This is a genomic window from Actinomycetospora cinnamomea (assembly GCF_003096675.1).
In the GTDB taxonomy this organism is placed as follows: domain Bacteria; phylum Actinomycetota; class Actinomycetes; order Mycobacteriales; family Pseudonocardiaceae; genus Actinomycetospora; species Actinomycetospora cinnamomea.
Genome location: NZ_QEKW01000015.1, coordinates 1 through 15,502 on the forward strand (window position 1 = coordinate 1; position 15,502 = coordinate 15,502).

Consider the following 15,502-nt stretch of genomic DNA (forward strand, 5'->3'; position numbering starts at 1 on the left):
GGGGGCGCGGCGGTCGGCGTGGTCGCGGAGGTCGGCGTGGTCGCGGAGGTCGGCGTGGTCGCGGAGGTCGGCGTGGTCTCCGAGGTGTCCGGGGTCTGCGACGTGGGGGTGGGGAGCGGGAGCGAGGGCAGCGACGGCACCGGCACGTCCGGCAGCTGGGTGGGCGAGGTGGTGCCGGGCGGGGTGGTCGAACTCGGGGGCGGGGTGGAGGACGGCGGGGTGGACGACGGCCGCGTCGAGGACGGGGCCGTCGTGGTGGAGCCGTCCGTGCTCGGCGCCGACGTGGTCGGCGCCCGGCTCGGTGCGTCCTCGGACGGGGCGGCGGGCTCGACACGCGAGGCGACCGGCCAGGCGTCCGCGTCGTCGCGGGAGACGGTGCGGTCCTCGCCGCTCGTGTCCTCGCCCGTCGTGTTCTCGCCGGAGGCGCCCGCGGTGCCGGACCCGGCCGTCGCCCCGACACCCGGGTCGACCGCCTCCTCCGCCGTGGGCGGCGCGAGCGTCGCGGCCGGCGGGGCGCTCGCCGACACGCTGTCGACGGTCCACGCCGAGGCCACGACCACGCCGCCGGCGAGCAGGACCGCCGCGACGATCGACGCGGCGACCGCGAGGCTCCCGGCCTCGGCGGCACGTGGGCGGCGTGCGGGCTGCGGGGTCTCGTCCACGGCGGGCGGGACGGCGGCCGGCGCGCCCGGGGTCCTCGTCGCGGGGGAGGGCAGACCGACCGCGGCGGCGCCGACGGTGCCCGCCGCGACGGGCGGCTCCGGTGCTGGGGAGGTCGCGAAGGCGTCGGTGGTCGGCTCGGGCACGGCGCAGGCCAGACCCGTACCCACGACCGGCACGACGGTGTCGAGCGGCGTCACGGTCTCGGCGGCCAGCGCGGCACGGCGCAGGCCCATGCACACCTCGTCGGCGGTGGGGCGGGCGTCCGGGTCGTCGGCCGTCATGGCCTCGAGGAGCGCGACGACCTCGGCGTCGAGCCCCGCGGGCATGTCGGGCCTGCGTTCGAGGCGGGCGCGGGCGGCGACCAGCGGCGTCCCGTCGTACGCGGGACGGGCGGTGAGCGCCTCGATCATCACCAGGCCGAGGGCGTAGACGTCGGCGGGCGGGCCGACGACATCGCCGCGGACCTGCTCGGGAGCCAGGTAGGGCGCCGACCCGACGACGATGCCGGTGTCGGTGATGCGGGGCGCGTCCGCCACGAGGGCGACGCCGAAGTCGGAGAGGTGGGCGCGGCCGTCGGCGTCGAAGAGCACGTTGCGCGGCGTGACGTCGCGGTGCAGCACGCCGGCGCGGTGCACGTGGGCGAGCGCGTCGGCGACCGCCGCCACCGCGAGCAGCGTCTCGGTGACCCCGAGCGGGCCGTCGGCCAGCCGGTCGACCAGGTTGCCGCCCTCGAGCAGCGACATCACCAGGAAGGCCCGGCCACCGACCTCGCCGACGTCGTAGACGGGCACCAGGCTCGGGTGGTCGAGCGAGGCCGTCAGCGCGACCTCGCGCTCGATGCGCGGGTCGTGGGCCACGGGGAAGATCTTCACAGCGGCGTCGCGGTCGAGCAGCAGGTCGTGCGCCCGGTAGACCTCGGAGCACGTGCCGCGTCCGATCAGCTCGCCCAGGGTGAAACGCTGCCCGAGGCGCTCGGGCAACGGGCCGGGCGCGGACGAGCAGGACGGGTCGGGCTCCGCCATGAGCTCGCCTCCCTCCGCGCTCCAGGGACGTCATCTTCTCACCCCCGGTACCCGGATCGGGGCACATCGACATACCGACTCCACGAATTCGGGTGATGGCACGCATCACTTCGGCCGGTCGCCACCGACCCGCACTCCCCGTCCGGGTGACGTCACGCGCCGTGTCCTGGCAGCGTTGACAGAAGTTGCAGTCGCGAGTAGAAATTCAGCGCATCCGCCCTGCTCACGCGGGGTGGGTGCACGCAGAGCACGAACGCATGGACGCGACGGAAGCCGTGGGCGCCGAGAGCCTCGACGAGGAGGACACCCCCGCCCTGACCACCGGTCAGGCGGCGGAGCTCCTCGGGGTGCAGCCGGCGTTCCTCCGGAGTCTCGACGCGGGTCGGATGGTCCGCCCGGTGCGATCGGCGGGCGGGCACCGGCGCTGGTCGCGCCGGCAGCTGGCCCTCGCCGCCCGGATCCGCGTGCTGTTCGACGAGGGGCTCACCCTCACCGCGGCCGCGATGGTCGTGTCCCTGCAGGACGAGGTGGCCCTGGTCACGCGCGAGCGCGACCAGGCCCACGACGAGCTCGACCGGGCCCGCGGAGAACTCCACCGGATCCGGCGCGAGCTCGCCGCGGCCCGGGGCGAGCACACCGCTCGGCACGGGCCCCCCGCGCGCGTCCACCACGTGCGCGGGCACGAAGTGCCCACGACCGCTCTTCGACCGCCGCTGCCGACACCTCAACGGACTCCTTCGACATGAAGCTCATCGACCACCGCCGATCCCACCGTCCCGTCCTCCGCGCGCCCCTCCCGCCGTCCCTGGCCCGGGTCCCGCTCGTCGACCTGTGCACGTGCAAGCACCCCCGCGAGTCGCACGAGCACTACTACGTCGGTGACCACTGCGCGCAGTGCGAGTGCGCCCACTACCACCGCTGGGAGCCCCCGCGGGTCTGATCCCGCGCGTCGCCCGCCACCCACGGCCCCGTCACCCCACCCGGGTGGCGGGGCCGTGGTCGTGCGGAGGTCCGGGCGAGGTCGGGGAAGAGGTCCAGGCCACCGGCGCACGAACGGACGAACCGCGCGGCGGCGCCTATCCTCGGAGGACGTGGACCCCACCGCGCGTGACCGACGGCCGCGCGCACTCGTCGTCGGGGCCGGGGTCGCGGGGCTCGCCGCCGCGACCTCGCTGCACCGGGCCGGGTGGGCGGTGGAGGTCTGCGAGCGGGCCGCGTCGCGACGCACCGGCGGCTACTTCGTCCGTCTGGCCCCCGAGGGGCTCGCCGCGGCCGACCGTCTCGGCGTCTCCCACGCGCTGCGCACCCGCCTGCCGGCCGACGGCGTGATCACCGGGGTCGACGCCCGCGGGCGGACCGTCTCGCGGGTCGACGCCTCGCTCGCCGACGACCCGCGGGCGCTGGCCCTGGTCCGCGGCGACCTCGAGGCCGCGCTGTGGAACGCGCGCCCCGCGGAGGTCGTGGTGCGGTTCGGCACCACGCCGCGCCGGGTCGACCTGCGCCGCCACGCCGTCGACGTCGTGCTCGACGGTCCCGACGGCAGCACCGTCGAGCGGTTCGACCTCGTCGTCGGCGCCGACGGGGTGCGCTCCGCGGTGCGCACGATGGTGTTCGGCCCCGACGCGATGTTCCGCCACGAGTTCGACCACGTCGTGATCTCCGCGGTGCTCCCGCGGTTGCCGGGCGCGTTGTGCGAGGGCGACTACGTCGTCCCGGCCGAGGTCGGGCGCACCGCCCACCTCATGGCCGTCGAGGGCCACGACCCGGTGGTCTTCTTCACCTTCCGCGCCGAGCTCCTGGGGGCCACGGGGGGCGCCGCGGCCGCCCGGGCGGCCGCGGATCCGGTGGGCGCCCTGCGCCGGGTCTACGGCGACTTCGCCGGTCTGATGCCCGAGATCCTCGACGGCGTCGAGGAGGCCGGTACCACCCACGTCGACACGGTCGCCCAGATCCGCCTCGGCTCGTGGCGGCGGGGACGCGTGGTGCTGGTCGGCGACGCGGCCTGGTGCCCGACGCTCTACTCCGGGCAGGGCTCGGCGCTGGCGCTGGTCGGCGGGGAGACCCTCGGCACGCACCTCGCCGCGCACCCCGACGACCCCGAGGCGGGCCTCGCGGCGTGGGAGGACGCGCACCGGCCCGCGGCGCTCGCGGCCGGGTCCGCCGCGCGGCGCTCGCGCCACTTCTTCCTGCCCGGCAACCGGGTGGTCGCCGCCGTGCGCCGTGCGGCCCTGGGGGTCGCGTCGTGGCGGCCGGCGGGACGGCTGCTGCAGGCCCTCGCGAGCCGCGCGGCGGGTCCGAGCGGTCCAGGCGGCTCCCCGACCGGGCGACGCACACCACCCGGACGGAGTGGCGTTCACCCGACCGCCACGTCCGGGTCGCGTTCACTCCGACGTCCGGCGCTGGGCCGCCCGTAAGCTGACGCTCGCCGGTGCCCGGCGCTGCGCCGACCGGGCGTGCACGGGCGCTACCGTCCACCCCGGAGGCGTCGACACCGCTGCGCCCCGGGCATCCCGCGGCCCCGTCGACGAGAGGACGTCAGCCTCCCTCATGGCCTCCCACCCCGCCCCCCGCCCGCAGCGCGGCCTCCTCGCGCGTGTGGTCGACCCGTTCGGGATCGCCGGTGGCGTGCTCGACCGCGTCGATCCGTTCCGTCACCGCGGCCGCCGGGTGTGGCGCGGTGCCGGCCGGGTGCAGATCGGCGTCCCCGCCGTGACCTCCGAGTCGGGGGGAGAGCTGGCCCGCGCGGTCGAGAAGGCGCTGGCCGCGCACCCGGACGTCGAGTGGGCCACCGTGAACGCGACGCTCGGCGCGGTGGTCGTCGGGATGGTGGCCGAGGGCGCGGCGCCCGGGCTGCCCGACGTGGAGGTCGTCGACGACCTGGTCGACCTCGTCGAGATCCTCGAGGAGCGTGAGCACGCCCAGGACGAGCACTGGCCGGACCCGGGCTCCGCCTCCGCCGGCGCCGCCCAGCAGGCGTTCGTCGCGCTGGCCGCCGACCTCGCGGGCCTCGGCGTGGCGGCCCTCGGACGCGTGCTGCGCCGCACCCCGCTGCCGGGCGAGATCGCCTCGGCCGCCACGTTCGTCGACCACCAGCCGCGGCTGCGCGAGGCCGTCGAGCGCGCCCTCGGCGAGGACCGTGCCAACGTCCTGCTCGCGCTCGCCAACGCCGCCGCGCAGGCGATGGGGCAGGGCACCACGGGCCTGCTGGTCGACACCGCCTACCGCGCGATGCAGCTCGCCGAGGCCCGCGCGCGCCTCGGCACCTGGTCCGACGCCGAACCGCGCCTGCTCGAGACCGCCGAACACGCCGCCGCGCCGGCCGACGACGACCTCGCCGAGCCCCGCCCCGTCCCGCTGCCGCTCGGCCCCGTCGAGCGCCACGGCGACCTCGTCGGCACGGCCGCCGCGGGCGGGTTCGCGGCCACCGCCGCGGCCACCGGCGGCGACGCGCGCAAGGCCGCCGGCGTGGCCCTCTCGACGCTGCCGAAGGCCGGCCGGCTGGGCCGCGAGGGCTTCGCGACCACGTTCGGGCGCGTCCTCGCCCGGCGTGGCGCGGTCGTGCTCGAGCCCTCCGCGCTGCGCCGGCTGGACCGCGTCGACACCGTGGTCCTCGACGCCGAGGCGCTCACCACCGGCGTGCCGATGCTCGGCGATCTGCTCGCGCTGCCCGGCCCCGGCGGTGTCGCCGACCCGCTCGACGAGCTCGTGCCCCGCGTGCACGAGCTGTTCGACCCGGCCGACGCCACCGCACCGCACCGGGTCACCGACGCGGGCGAGCACTGGCTGCTCGCGGTGCTCGAGGACGTCCCGGGCGGCGACGACCCGCGCGCGCTGGAGGCCGGCGAGGCGTTGCGTGCCGACGGCGCCACGCTCGTGCTGGGCCTGCGCCGCGACGAGCGCCTGGCCGCGGTCGTCGGCGTGCTGCCCGAGCCCGCGTCGGCCGCCGAGGCGCTGGCCGCGGCCGCCCGCCGCGCGGGGTTGAGCCTGGTGCTCGGCACCTCGGAGGCCACCGGCGCCGGGCTCGCGGACCGCGCGGTGCCCGGCGGCGAGGCGCTGCGCACCTCGGTCCGGGACCTGCAGGCCGCCGGTGCCGGCGTCCTCGTCGTCTCCCGCGACCGGCGCGCCCTGGCCGCCGCCGACCTCGGCGTGGGCGTCTCGCGTCCCGACGGCGCCGCGCCGTGGGGCGCGCACGTGCTCGTCGGCGACGACCTGGGCACGGCCGCGTTGGTGATCGAGGGCGTCAAGGTCGCGCGGGGGGTGTCGAGCCGCTCGGTGAACCTCGCCCGCGCGGGCACCGTGCTCGGCGCGATCATGGCCACCGCCGGCACGACGCCGCGCGCCCCGGGGCTCGCCGGCCTCGCCGTCAACGGCGCCGCCGCGGTGTCGCTGGGCAACGGTGCGTGGTCGGCCTCGGAGCTCGGGCGCCGCGTCGTCGTGCCGGGTGTGAGCCGCACCCCGTGGCACGTCATGCCGGCGTCCACCGTCCTCGCGCGCCTCGACGTCGGCGAGGACGGCCTGAGCACCACCGAGGCGCAGCGCCGCCACCGCGACGACCCGGCCGCGGCCGAGACCCAGACATCGCTCGGGCGCGCGTTCCTCGACGAGCTCAACAACCCGCTGACCCCGGTGCTCGCCGGCGGCGCGGTGCTCTCGGCGGCCATCGGCGCCGTCGTCGACGCCGCGATCGTCGTCGGCGTCACGGCTGCGTCGGCGCTGATCGGCGGCGTCCAGCGGGTCCTCACCGACCGCGCGGTGGCCGGGCTGCTGGAGCGCTCCGCGCTGCGCGCCCGCGTGCTGCGCGACGGCGCGCCGCGCGGGCTGGGCGCCGACGAGGTCGTCGTCGGCGACGTCATCGAGCTCGGCCCCGACGACGTCGTCCCCGCCGACTGCCGCGTGCTCGACGCCGACGCCCTCGAGGTCGACGAGTCGTCGCTGACCGGCGAGTCGCTGCCGGTGCCCAAGAGCCCGGTCCCGGTGATCGCACGCACCGTCGCCGACCGCCGCTCGATGGTCTACGAGGGCAGCACGGTGGCCACCGGCCGCGGGCGCGCCGTCGTCGTCGCCACGGGCTCGAACACCGAGGTCGGCCGCTCGACCGCCGCGGCGAAGGCCAGCGCCCCCGTCGCCGGCGTCGACGAGCGCCTCGCCGGCCTCACCCGCGTCACCACGCCGCTGGCGATCGCCTCGGCGGGCGCCGTCGTGGCGGCCGGCGCGCTGCGGGGCCTGCCGTTCCAGCAGAACCTGCACTCCGGGGTCGGCCTGGCCGTGGCCAGCGTCCCCGAGGGCCTGCCGTTCGTGGTCTCGGCCGCCCAGCTCGCCTCCGCGCGGCGGTTGTCGGCCGAGGGCGCGCTGGTGCGCAACCCCAAGACGATCGAGGCGGTCGGGCGCACCGACGTCCTGTGCTTCGACAAGACCGGCACGCTGACCGAGGGCCGCCTGGCGCTCTCGGCGATCTCCGACGGCATCAAGCTGCGGCCCACCGACCGGCTGCGCAAGCGACAGCGCCGGGTCCTCGCCGCCGCGCTGCGGGCCACCCCGCGCCCGGCGCCGGGGGAGCGGCTCGCGCACCTCACCGACCGCGCCGTGGTCTCCGGCGGCCAGCAGTTCGACGTGGACCCGGCCCACAAGCGCCCGGGCTGGTGGCCGGTCGCCTCGCTGGACTTCGACCCGTCGCGCGGCTACCACGCGACGCTCGGAGAGGTGGACCCGCCGAAGGACGCCGGTGAGGACGACGGCCCGTACCGGCTGATCTCGGTCAAGGGCGCGCCCGAGGTCGTCATCGCCCGCGCCACGACCTGGGCGGGCACCCCTCTCGACGACGAGGCGCGCCAGCGTCTGGTCGAGCACACCGAGCTGCTCGCCGGGCAGGGCATGCGCGTGCTCGCGGTCGCCGAGCGGGTGCTGACCGCCGACCAGCACGCGGCCCGCGTGGCCGAGCGCGACGGCGACGGCGGGGACGAACCGTCGAACGGCGAGGCGCTCGACGACGCCGACGTCGCCGACCTCGAGTTCACGGGCTTCGTCGGCTTCACCGACCCGGTGCGCGCCGGTGCCGAGGCCTCGGTGCGCGACCTGCGGGACGCGGGCGTGCAGGTCGTCATGATCACCGGCGACCACCCGAGCACCGCCGAGGCCGTGGCCGAGGAGCTGGACGTCCTCGGCGGGGCGAGCGGAGCGACGGGGAACGGCGGGGCGAGCGGAGCGACGGGGAACGGCGGGGCGAGCGGAGCGACGGGGAACGGCGGGGCGAGCGGAGCGACGGGGAACGGAAACGGCGGCGTCGTCGTCACCGGGGCCGAGCTCGACGCCCTCGACGACGACGGGCTCGACGAGCTGCTGCCCCGGGTCCGCGTGGTCGCCCGCGGCACCCCGTCGCACAAGGTGCGGATCGTGCAGGCGTTCCAGCGCCTCGGCCGCACCGTGGCCATGACCGGCGACGGCGCCAACGACGCGCCGGCGATCCGCCTGGCCGACGTCGGCATCGCGCTCGGCCGCCGCGGCACCCCGGCCGCCCGGGCCGCCGCGGACCTCGTCATCACCGACGACCGCCTCGAGACGATCCTCGCGGCGCTGGTCGAGGGCCGGGCGATGTGGGCGTCGGTGCGGGAGGCGCTCGGCGTGCTCGTCGGCGGCAACCTCGGCGAGATCGCGTTCACCGTGCTCGGCGCCAGCACCGCGGGCACCTCGCCGCTCAACGCCCGCCAGCTGCTGCTGGTCAACCTGCTCACCGACCTCGTGCCCTCGCTGGCGCTGGCGGTGCGCGCACCGGAGCCCGGGTCGGCGGCCTCGCTGCTGGCCGAGGGGCCGGACGCGTCGCTGGGCGAGGCGCTCAACCGCGAGATCGGCCTGCGGGCGATGGCCACCGCGGGCGGGGCGAGCCTGGCGTGGTTCCAGGCGCAGGCCACGCCGTACGGCAGCGCGGCGCGCGCCCGCACCGTGGCGCTCACCGCGCTCGTCGGCACCCAGCTCGGGCAGACCATCGTCGCGGGCGGTGCGCGCAGCCCGCTCGTCATCGGGGCGAGCGTGGTGTCCGCGGGCGCGCTGGTCGCGGTGGTGCAGACACCGGGGGTGAGCCATTTCTTCGGCTGCGTGCCGCTGGGGCCGATCGGGTGGGCGCAGGCGGCCGGGTCGGCGACGGTGGCCACCGCCGCGTCGGTGGTCGGGCCGGAGCTCGTGCGCCGCTACGGGCCGGTCCTCGTGCCCGAGGGCTCGCCGCAGGCCGAGTGGCTCGCGCGGCTGGAAGAGGTCCGTGAGGAGGCCACCCGGCGGTACGTCGACCTTCAGGACCGGGCGGCCGCGGCGCTCAACGCATAGTGCCGAACGGGTGAGTGCGACGCCGGTTACCGACGCGTTTGTGCAGGTCGCGGCGTGGGCATCAAACTCGTCAGAGGAATCGTCGAACAGGAGTTGAGACCGTCATGGCCGACCGGTACGTCGTCCCCACCGAGGACGGCTGGCAGGTGCAGAAGAAGGGCGCCCAGCGCGCCAGCGCCAAGGCGGCCACGCAGGCCGAGGCCGTCGAGCGGGCGACCGAGATCGTGAAGAAGGACGGCGGCGGCAAGGTCGTCGTCCATGGCACCGACGGCAAGGTGCGCGACACCCACACCGTGGCCGCCGAGGACAACGCGACCGGCGAGGCCGCGAAGGCGACGGCCAAGGCCAACGCCGAGGGCGCCCGCGCGAAGGGCGAGTCGGCGACGGACAAGGCCTCGAGCAGCGCCAAGAAGGTCGGCGCGGACGCGAAGGCCACCGCGCAGAAGGACGCCGACCGCGTGCAGGCCTCGGGCAAGAAGGCCGCCTCGCAGGCCGAGGCCGGCGCGTCCGGCGTCGCCGACGAGGCCGCGAAGGCCGCGTCGGGGGAGAAGTCGGTGCAGGCGGCCGCGAAGGACGCCTCGACGATCGCGCAGACCAGCGGCGAGCAGGTCGCCACCACGACCTCGCGGGCCGGCGAGCGCGTCGCCAAGGACGCGGCACGCGTGGCCCAGCACGCCGAGTCCGAGGCCGCGGCGCGTGCGGACGAGGCGGGCCAGAAGGTGGCCGGTGCGGGCGACCGCGCGGCGACGGTGTCCTCGGGCGTGGCCTCCGAGCTCGACCAGGCCGGCGACGAGGGCGCGCGGCGCGTCGGGCAGTCCGCCGAGGCGGCGGCCCAGCAGGTCGACCGTCAGGTGCGCCACGCGGCCGAGCAGGTGCGCGACAACGCCCCGGGCTACAACCCCGTGCGCATCGTCGGCAACGCCGCCGCGATCGCGGTGAAGACCGGCTTCAGCGTGGCCGGCGCCGTGATCTCCACCGGCGGGCAGGTGCTGCAGTTCGCGGCGCGCAAGGTCACCGGCCGCCGCTGACCCGCACGACGGCGATACGACGACGGGCCCGTCCCCCCGAGGGGGACGGGCCCGTCGTGTGTCTGCCCGGGGCTCAGGCTGCGGCGGTGCCCACGCGCGACGCGCGGCGCATCGCGCGGCGGTCGTCCTCGCTGGTGCCACCCCAGACGCCGGCCTCCTGGCCGGTGTCCATGGCCCACTGCAGGCAGCCGCGCTGGATCGGGCAGCTCGCGCAGACGGCCTTGGCCGCTGCGAGCTGCGCGGACCCCGGACCCAGGCTGGTCACGGGGAAGAAGAGTTCGGGGTCGTGGTCGCGGCAGGCCGCGAGCTCCCAGTCCATGTCCTGCGTCCCATCTCGCTCGTCGGTGGTCTGTGGCCACCCGGGCCCCGCGGAGCGGGCGGGACCGGGCAGGTGCCGCCGGGCCCGACGTGGGGCGCGCGAGCGCACCCCACGACGGCCCCCGCGGCACGGTGTCGTGCTGCCGGGCGTCGGATCGTTTCCGGGGTCGGGCGTGACGGCCTTCGGGGCGGCCCAGGTGTGGGCCCGCGCCCCGGAGCCCGGAGCACCTGGGTGTACTCGGTATGACGTCGGGGCCACCCCGCCGGTTCCCGTGGTCCGCGACACCGTGATCGCGGAACAGGATCCGGGCGTGCGGGCACCCCGCGACTGCCGAACCACCATGGTCTAGCCCCACAACGCGTACGGCAAACGCATTTGATCCGCGCCACCCCGGCGAACCGCTGTGTCGTCGCTCACTCGAGCATCTCACGCTCGGTTCACGTGCTGCGCCGCACGGGTGACGAGGACCCCGCTGCGCCTCGACCGCCGCGACGCCGTGGCCCCCTGACGGGCCGTGTGCCACCATCGGGCGACCCACGACCGGGTGGCGGCCGGCGGGACGGCAGTGAGGGAGGCCGGAGCATGAAGCGCACCCGGCGCACGGCCCGGGACTTCGTCATCTGGGCCGTGGCCACCGGCGGCCTCGTCGCCCTCGTCCTCGGCTGGGGCATCATCGGCGGGATCCTGCTGGCCTTCGCCCTCTACCAGCTGGTCCTCGTGTCCAAGCGCGACGGCGGGCTGTTCGTCGACCAGCGCGCCGCCGATCGGCCGGGCAAGCCCACCGTCGGCTAGGCGGGGGTGCCGCCGGGCGCGGTCGATCGCGAGGATGGCGTGGTGCGCTGCGCGGTGATCGGCGGGACCGGCTACGTCGGCGTGCGCCTGGTCGCCCGGTTGCTCGCCGAGGGCCACGACGTCGCCGTCCTCGTGCGCAGCCCGCACAAGCTCGCCGCCACCGGCTGGGCCGAGCGCGTCGACGTCGTGCCCGGCGACCTGGGCGATCCCGCGGCGATCGCCGCGCTCGTGGCCGGTGCCGACGCCGTGGTGCATCTCGCCCACGCCCTCGAGCGGCCCGACTTCCCCGCGCGCGACCGGGCCGCGGCCCGCGCGGTGAGCGCCGCGGCCGCCGCGGCGGGGGTCCGGCGGATCGTCTACCTCGGCGGGCTCCGGCCGCGGGCGGGCACGGCCTCGCGGCACCTGTCGTCCCGGGCCGAGGTCGCCGACGTCTTCCTCGACGGCCCGGTCCCGACCGCCGCGCTCGAGGCGTCGATCGTCGTCGGCTCGGGCTCGGCGAGCTTCGAGATGATCCGCTACCTCGCCGAGCGCGTCCCCGTCCTGCCGGCGGTGCCGTGGCTCGCGCACCGCACGCAGCCGATCGCGATCGCCGACGTCCTGCACCATCTCGTCGGCGCGCTCGACCTGCCCGCGGACGTCGACCGCCGCTTCGACATCGGCGGGCCGGACGTCCTGAGCTACCTGGAGCTCGTCCGTCGCTACCTGCGCCTGGCCGGGCTGCCGCAGGGCGCCGCCGTCCCGGTGCCCGTGCCGCCCGGGGCGCCGGCGCTCGCGGGCCGGGTGGTCGAGGCGCTCACGCCGTTGTCGCGGCAGCTCGTCACCCCGCTGATCGAGTCGTTGTCGCACGAGCTCGTGTGCGGCGAGGAGGACGTGCTCACGGTGATCGGCCCGCCGCCGGGCGGGCGCACGACCTTCGACGACGCGGTGCGCGCGGCGCTGGGTGCGTCCCGCGACGGCGGGGCGGGGGAGGCACCCGATGACCCCGCGCTGGCGGTCCCCAGCGACCCCGAGGGTTCCGGGGGCGCGGTGTACGCGTGGAGCACCGTCGAGCCGTGCCCCGCGGGCGCCGACGCGCTGTGGGCCGTCGTGGACGGGCTCGGCGGGGACGCCGGCTGGTACACCCCGCCGGGCACCTGGACGGTGCGCGGCTGGGCCGACCAGCTGCTCGGCGGGGTCGGGGCCTACCGCGGGCGCCCGCAGGGCCGGCCCCTGCAGGCCGGCGACGTCGTCGACTCGTGGTGCGTCGAGGCGGTGGAACCGGGCGCGTCGCTGCGCCTGCGCTCCGAGCTGCGCCAGCCCGGGCGGCTGTGGCTCTCACTGCGCGTCGCCCCCGACGTCTCGGGTCGCGGCTCGCACCTGCACCTCGACGTGCGCTTCGCCGCCGCGGGCCTCGCCGGCGTCGCCTACGGCCGCACCCTGCGCGCCACCGCGTCCGCCGTCTTCGGGGCCATGGCCCGGGGGATCACCGCCGCCGCCACGTGAGCGAGGTTCACGGCCAGAGCCGTGAACCTCGCTCACATGGGGGCGGGCAGGAACCGCTCGCGGGCGTCGTGGACGGCGGCGGCGGGGTCCCCGCCGGCCGCCTCGACCGCGGCGCGCTGGCGCACCGAGCCCGTGCCCGAGGCCAGCAGCCGGGCGCAGCCCGCGGCCGCGAGGTCCGCGTCCCCGGCGTCGGCCAGCGCACCCGCCACGTGGTCCTGCAACGCGTTCAGGACCTCCTCGGCCGGCGCCGGCTTGCCCGTGCGCGGGTCCACGAGCTCACCGGTGAGCCCCCAGCGCGCCGCCCGCCAGTGCGCCAGGCGCAGCGCCTCGACGGGTTCGTCGCGCGGGGCCACGCCGTCGCGCCAGTCCCGCGCCGCCGTGGTGACCAGCGCCCGGGCGAGCACCGCCACGAGCACCGCGTCGTCGATCTCGAGCGCCACGTCGGTGACCCGCACCTCGACGGTGCCCAGCTCGCGGGAGAGGCGCGCGTCGAAGTAGACCATCGCCTCGTCGAGCAGCGTGTCCGTCGACAGCATCGCCGCGACGGCCGCGTCGTAGGCGGCGAGCGACCCGAACACGCGCGTGGGCCCCGCCGACGGCCAGCGCGACCAGACGATCGTGCGGTAGCTGGCGTAGCTCGTGTCCCGGCCCCGCCAGCACGGCGAGTTGGCCGCCAGCGCGCGCAGCACCGGCAGCCAGACGCCGATGTGGTCCAGCACCCCGACGCCCTCCTCGAGGGAGCCGACCTCGACGTGCACGTGCTGGCCGCTGGTCAGCTGCGCGGTGGCGATCGCGCCGAAGCGCTCCGCGATGCGCCCGTAGCGCCCGTCGGGCACCGCGGCCGGCTCGGCGCCCTCGTCCGGCGCGACCGGCGAGGTCGCCAGCCCCGCCACGTCCACCCCGGCCGCCCGGGCGGCCTCGCGGGCCTCCCGACGGCGGCGGCGCAGGTCGGCGGCCAGCGCGGCCGCGTCGGCGTGCGGCGCGGTGGCCGTCTCCACCTGCTCGGTGCGCATCTCGCCGTCGAGCTCGCCGTCCGCCTCGTCGCGCACCGCACCGGCCCGGCCGCGCGGTGCCCCGCTCACGGGGTCGACGAGCAGCAGTTCTTCCTCGGCCCCGAACGGGGGCACTCCAGTCATGCTGCGATGTTCCCGTTCCGGCCGCCGCGATCGCCGTCGGGGCCGGGTCCGCTTAGTGTGATCCGTCGTGGGTGACGGCGACGGCTGGGTGGTCTGCGACGCCGGGCACCGGCACTGGGGGCGGTTCGGCGCGGCGGGGCTCCTGCTGCGCCACGCCGAGGACGGCGGGGACGAATGCGTGCTGCTCGCACACCGCGTCTGGTGGAGCCACCACGGGGGCACGTGGGGCATCCCGGGCGGCGCGCGGGACAGCGACGAGACCGCCCGCGAGGCCGCGCTGCGCGAGGCCGTCGAGGAGACCGGGATCGACCCGGAGCGGGTCCGGGTGACCGGCGACACCGTCGACGACCACGGCGGCTGGTCCTACGTCACCGTGCACGCCCGGCTGGACACCGCACGGGCGCCGTTCCTCGAGCCCACCGACGGCGAGGCCACCGAGCTGCGCTGGACGCCGGTGGGCGAGGTCGCGGAGCTGCCGCTGCACCCGGGGTTCGCGGCCTTCTGGACAGGTCGGGAGGCGCCCGAGCGCCTACCGTGAGGCCATGCCTGGACCTGCCCTGCCGGACCCGTCCGACTTCCTCGCCGTCGACGCCGACCTGAGCGCGGAGGAGCGCGACATCCGCGACGCGGTCCGCGACTACGCGGCCGCCGAGCTCAGCCCGCGGATCGCCGAGTGGTACGAGTCGAACACCCTCCCGCGGGACATCGCCAAGGGGCTCGGCGCGCTGGGCCTGCTCGGCATGCACCTCGAGGGCTACGGCTGCGCCGGCACCAACGCCACGAGCTACGGGCTGGCCTGCCGCGAGCTCGAGGCCGTCGACTCGGGGCTGCGCTCGTTCGTCTCCGTGCAGGGGTCGCTGGCGATGTTCGCGATCCACCGCTGGGGTTCCGAGGAGCACAAGCAGCAGTGGCTGCCGCGGATGGCCACCGGCGAGGCGCTCGGCTGCTTCGGGCTCACCGAGGCCGACGCGGGCTCCGACCCGGGGTCGATGCGTACCCGCGCGCGGCGCGACGGGTCCGGCGAGGACGCGGACTGGGTGCTCGACGGGTCCAAGATGTGGATCACCAACGGCACCCTCGCCGACGTGGCGGTGGTGTGGGCGCAGACCGATCCGGACGCCGGGAGCAAGGGCATTCGCGGCTTCGTCGTGCCCACGGACACCCCGGGCTTCGCCGCCAACGAGGTCAAGCACAAGCTGTCATTGCGGGCGTCGCTGACCGCCGAGCTCGTCCTCGAGGGCGTGCGCCTGCCCGCCGACGCGGCGTTCCCCGAGGTGCGCGGGCTCAAGGGACCGCTCTCGTGCCTCAACGAGGCCCGCTACGGCATCCTCTGGGGCGCGGTGGGGGCGGCGCGGACCTGCTACGAGTCGGCGCTGGCGTACGCATGCGACCGCGAGCAGTTCGGGCAGCCGATCGCCGGGTTCCAGCTGACACAGCGCAAGCTCGCCGACATGGTCGTCGCGGTGAACCAGGCCGCGCTGACCGCCGCGCGGATCGGCCGGCTCAAGGACGCCGAGCAGCTGCACCCCGCCCAGGTCAGCCTCGGGAAGATGGCGAACGTCCGCGCCGCGCTCGACGTCGCCCGCACCGCGCGCACCGTGCTGGGCGGCAACGGGATCACCCTCGAGTACCCCGTGTTCCGGCACATGACCAACCTCGAGACCGTGCTGACCTACGAGGGCACCGAGGAGATGCACGCCCTGTCGATCGGGCAGGCCGTCACGGGGATTCCGGCGTTCCGGTAGC

The 15,502-nt window shown here is 76.9% G+C and carries 12 protein-coding genes; 9 read left to right on the forward strand and 3 right to left on the reverse strand.

Features of this window, described 5'->3' with window-relative positions; all coding sequences use genetic code 11:
- The coding region (locus C8D89_RS22180; protein ID WP_133252020.1) for a serine/threonine-protein kinase at window positions 1–1,685 on the reverse strand (1,685 nt) is incomplete at its 3' end.
- 257 nt (window positions 1,686–1,942) lie between these two features.
- Between C8D89_RS22180 and C8D89_RS22185 the strand changes: the two genes are divergently transcribed.
- From C8D89_RS22185 to C8D89_RS22205, 5 genes are all read left to right on the forward strand, one after another.
- The gene (locus C8D89_RS22185) at window positions 1,943–2,431 is read left to right on the forward strand and encodes a helix-turn-helix domain-containing protein (protein ID WP_116710319.1); all 489 of its coding nucleotides are present in this window, start codon (window positions 1,943–1,945) and stop codon (window positions 2,429–2,431) included.
- Window positions 2,428–2,625, forward strand: a complete 198-nt coding sequence (locus C8D89_RS22190) for a hypothetical protein (protein WP_116710320.1) — start codon at window positions 2,428–2,430, stop codon at window positions 2,623–2,625. The genes C8D89_RS22185 and C8D89_RS22190 overlap by 4 nt, the downstream gene beginning before the upstream one ends.
- Before the next feature lie 151 nt (window positions 2,626–2,776).
- Window positions 2,777–4,099 carry an FAD-dependent monooxygenase gene (locus C8D89_RS22195; RefSeq protein ID WP_165825868.1) on the forward strand — a complete coding sequence of 441 codons (1,323 nt, stop codon included), beginning with the start codon at window positions 2,777–2,779 and terminating at the stop codon, window positions 4,097–4,099.
- A gap of 133 nt (window positions 4,100–4,232) precedes the next feature.
- Window positions 4,233–8,999, forward strand: a complete 4,767-nt coding sequence (locus C8D89_RS30475) for a cation-translocating P-type ATPase (RefSeq protein ID WP_116710322.1) — start codon at window positions 4,233–4,235, stop codon at window positions 8,997–8,999.
- A gap of 104 nt (window positions 9,000–9,103) precedes the next feature.
- Entirely contained in the window at window positions 9,104–10,027 is a 924-nt protein-coding gene (locus tag C8D89_RS22205; RefSeq protein WP_116710323.1) for a DUF2188 domain-containing protein, read from the forward strand.
- Between the two features lie 73 nt (window positions 10,028–10,100).
- Here C8D89_RS22205 and C8D89_RS22210 read toward each other — a convergent pair whose 3' ends face one another.
- Window positions 10,101–10,346, reverse strand: coding sequence for a WhiB family transcriptional regulator (locus tag C8D89_RS22210; protein WP_116710324.1), 246 nt, complete (start codon window positions 10,344–10,346; stop codon window positions 10,101–10,103).
- 582 nt (window positions 10,347–10,928) lie between these two features.
- Here C8D89_RS22210 and C8D89_RS22215 point away from each other — a divergent pair.
- Window positions 10,929–11,138: a hypothetical protein gene (locus tag C8D89_RS22215; RefSeq protein ID WP_116710325.1), complete on the forward strand. Its 210-nt coding sequence runs from the start codon at window positions 10,929–10,931 to the stop codon at window positions 11,136–11,138.
- A gap of 42 nt (window positions 11,139–11,180) precedes the next feature.
- Entirely contained in the window at window positions 11,181–12,620 is a 1,440-nt protein-coding gene (locus C8D89_RS22220; RefSeq protein WP_165825869.1) for a DUF2867 domain-containing protein, read from the forward strand.
- A 32-nt stretch (window positions 12,621–12,652) separates the two neighbouring features.
- Here the strand turns inward: C8D89_RS22220 and C8D89_RS22225 are convergent, their stop codons facing one another.
- Window positions 12,653–13,756 (reverse strand): carboxylate-amine ligase, encoded by a 1,104-nt coding sequence (locus C8D89_RS22225; RefSeq protein ID WP_207787364.1) that lies wholly within the window; start codon window positions 13,754–13,756, stop codon window positions 12,653–12,655.
- Window positions 13,757–13,823: 67 nt separating this feature from the next.
- Here C8D89_RS22225 and C8D89_RS22230 point away from each other — a divergent pair, with 67 nt between their 5' ends.
- Window positions 13,824–14,294 (forward strand): NUDIX hydrolase, encoded by a 471-nt coding sequence (locus tag C8D89_RS22230; protein WP_116710328.1) that lies wholly within the window; start codon window positions 13,824–13,826, stop codon window positions 14,292–14,294.
- Window positions 14,295–14,298: 4 nt separating this feature from the next.
- Complete coding sequence (locus C8D89_RS22235) at window positions 14,299–15,501, forward strand: acyl-CoA dehydrogenase family protein (RefSeq protein WP_116710329.1); 1,203 nt, start codon at window positions 14,299–14,301, stop codon at window positions 15,499–15,501.
- Window position 15,502: the final 1 nt, after the last annotated feature.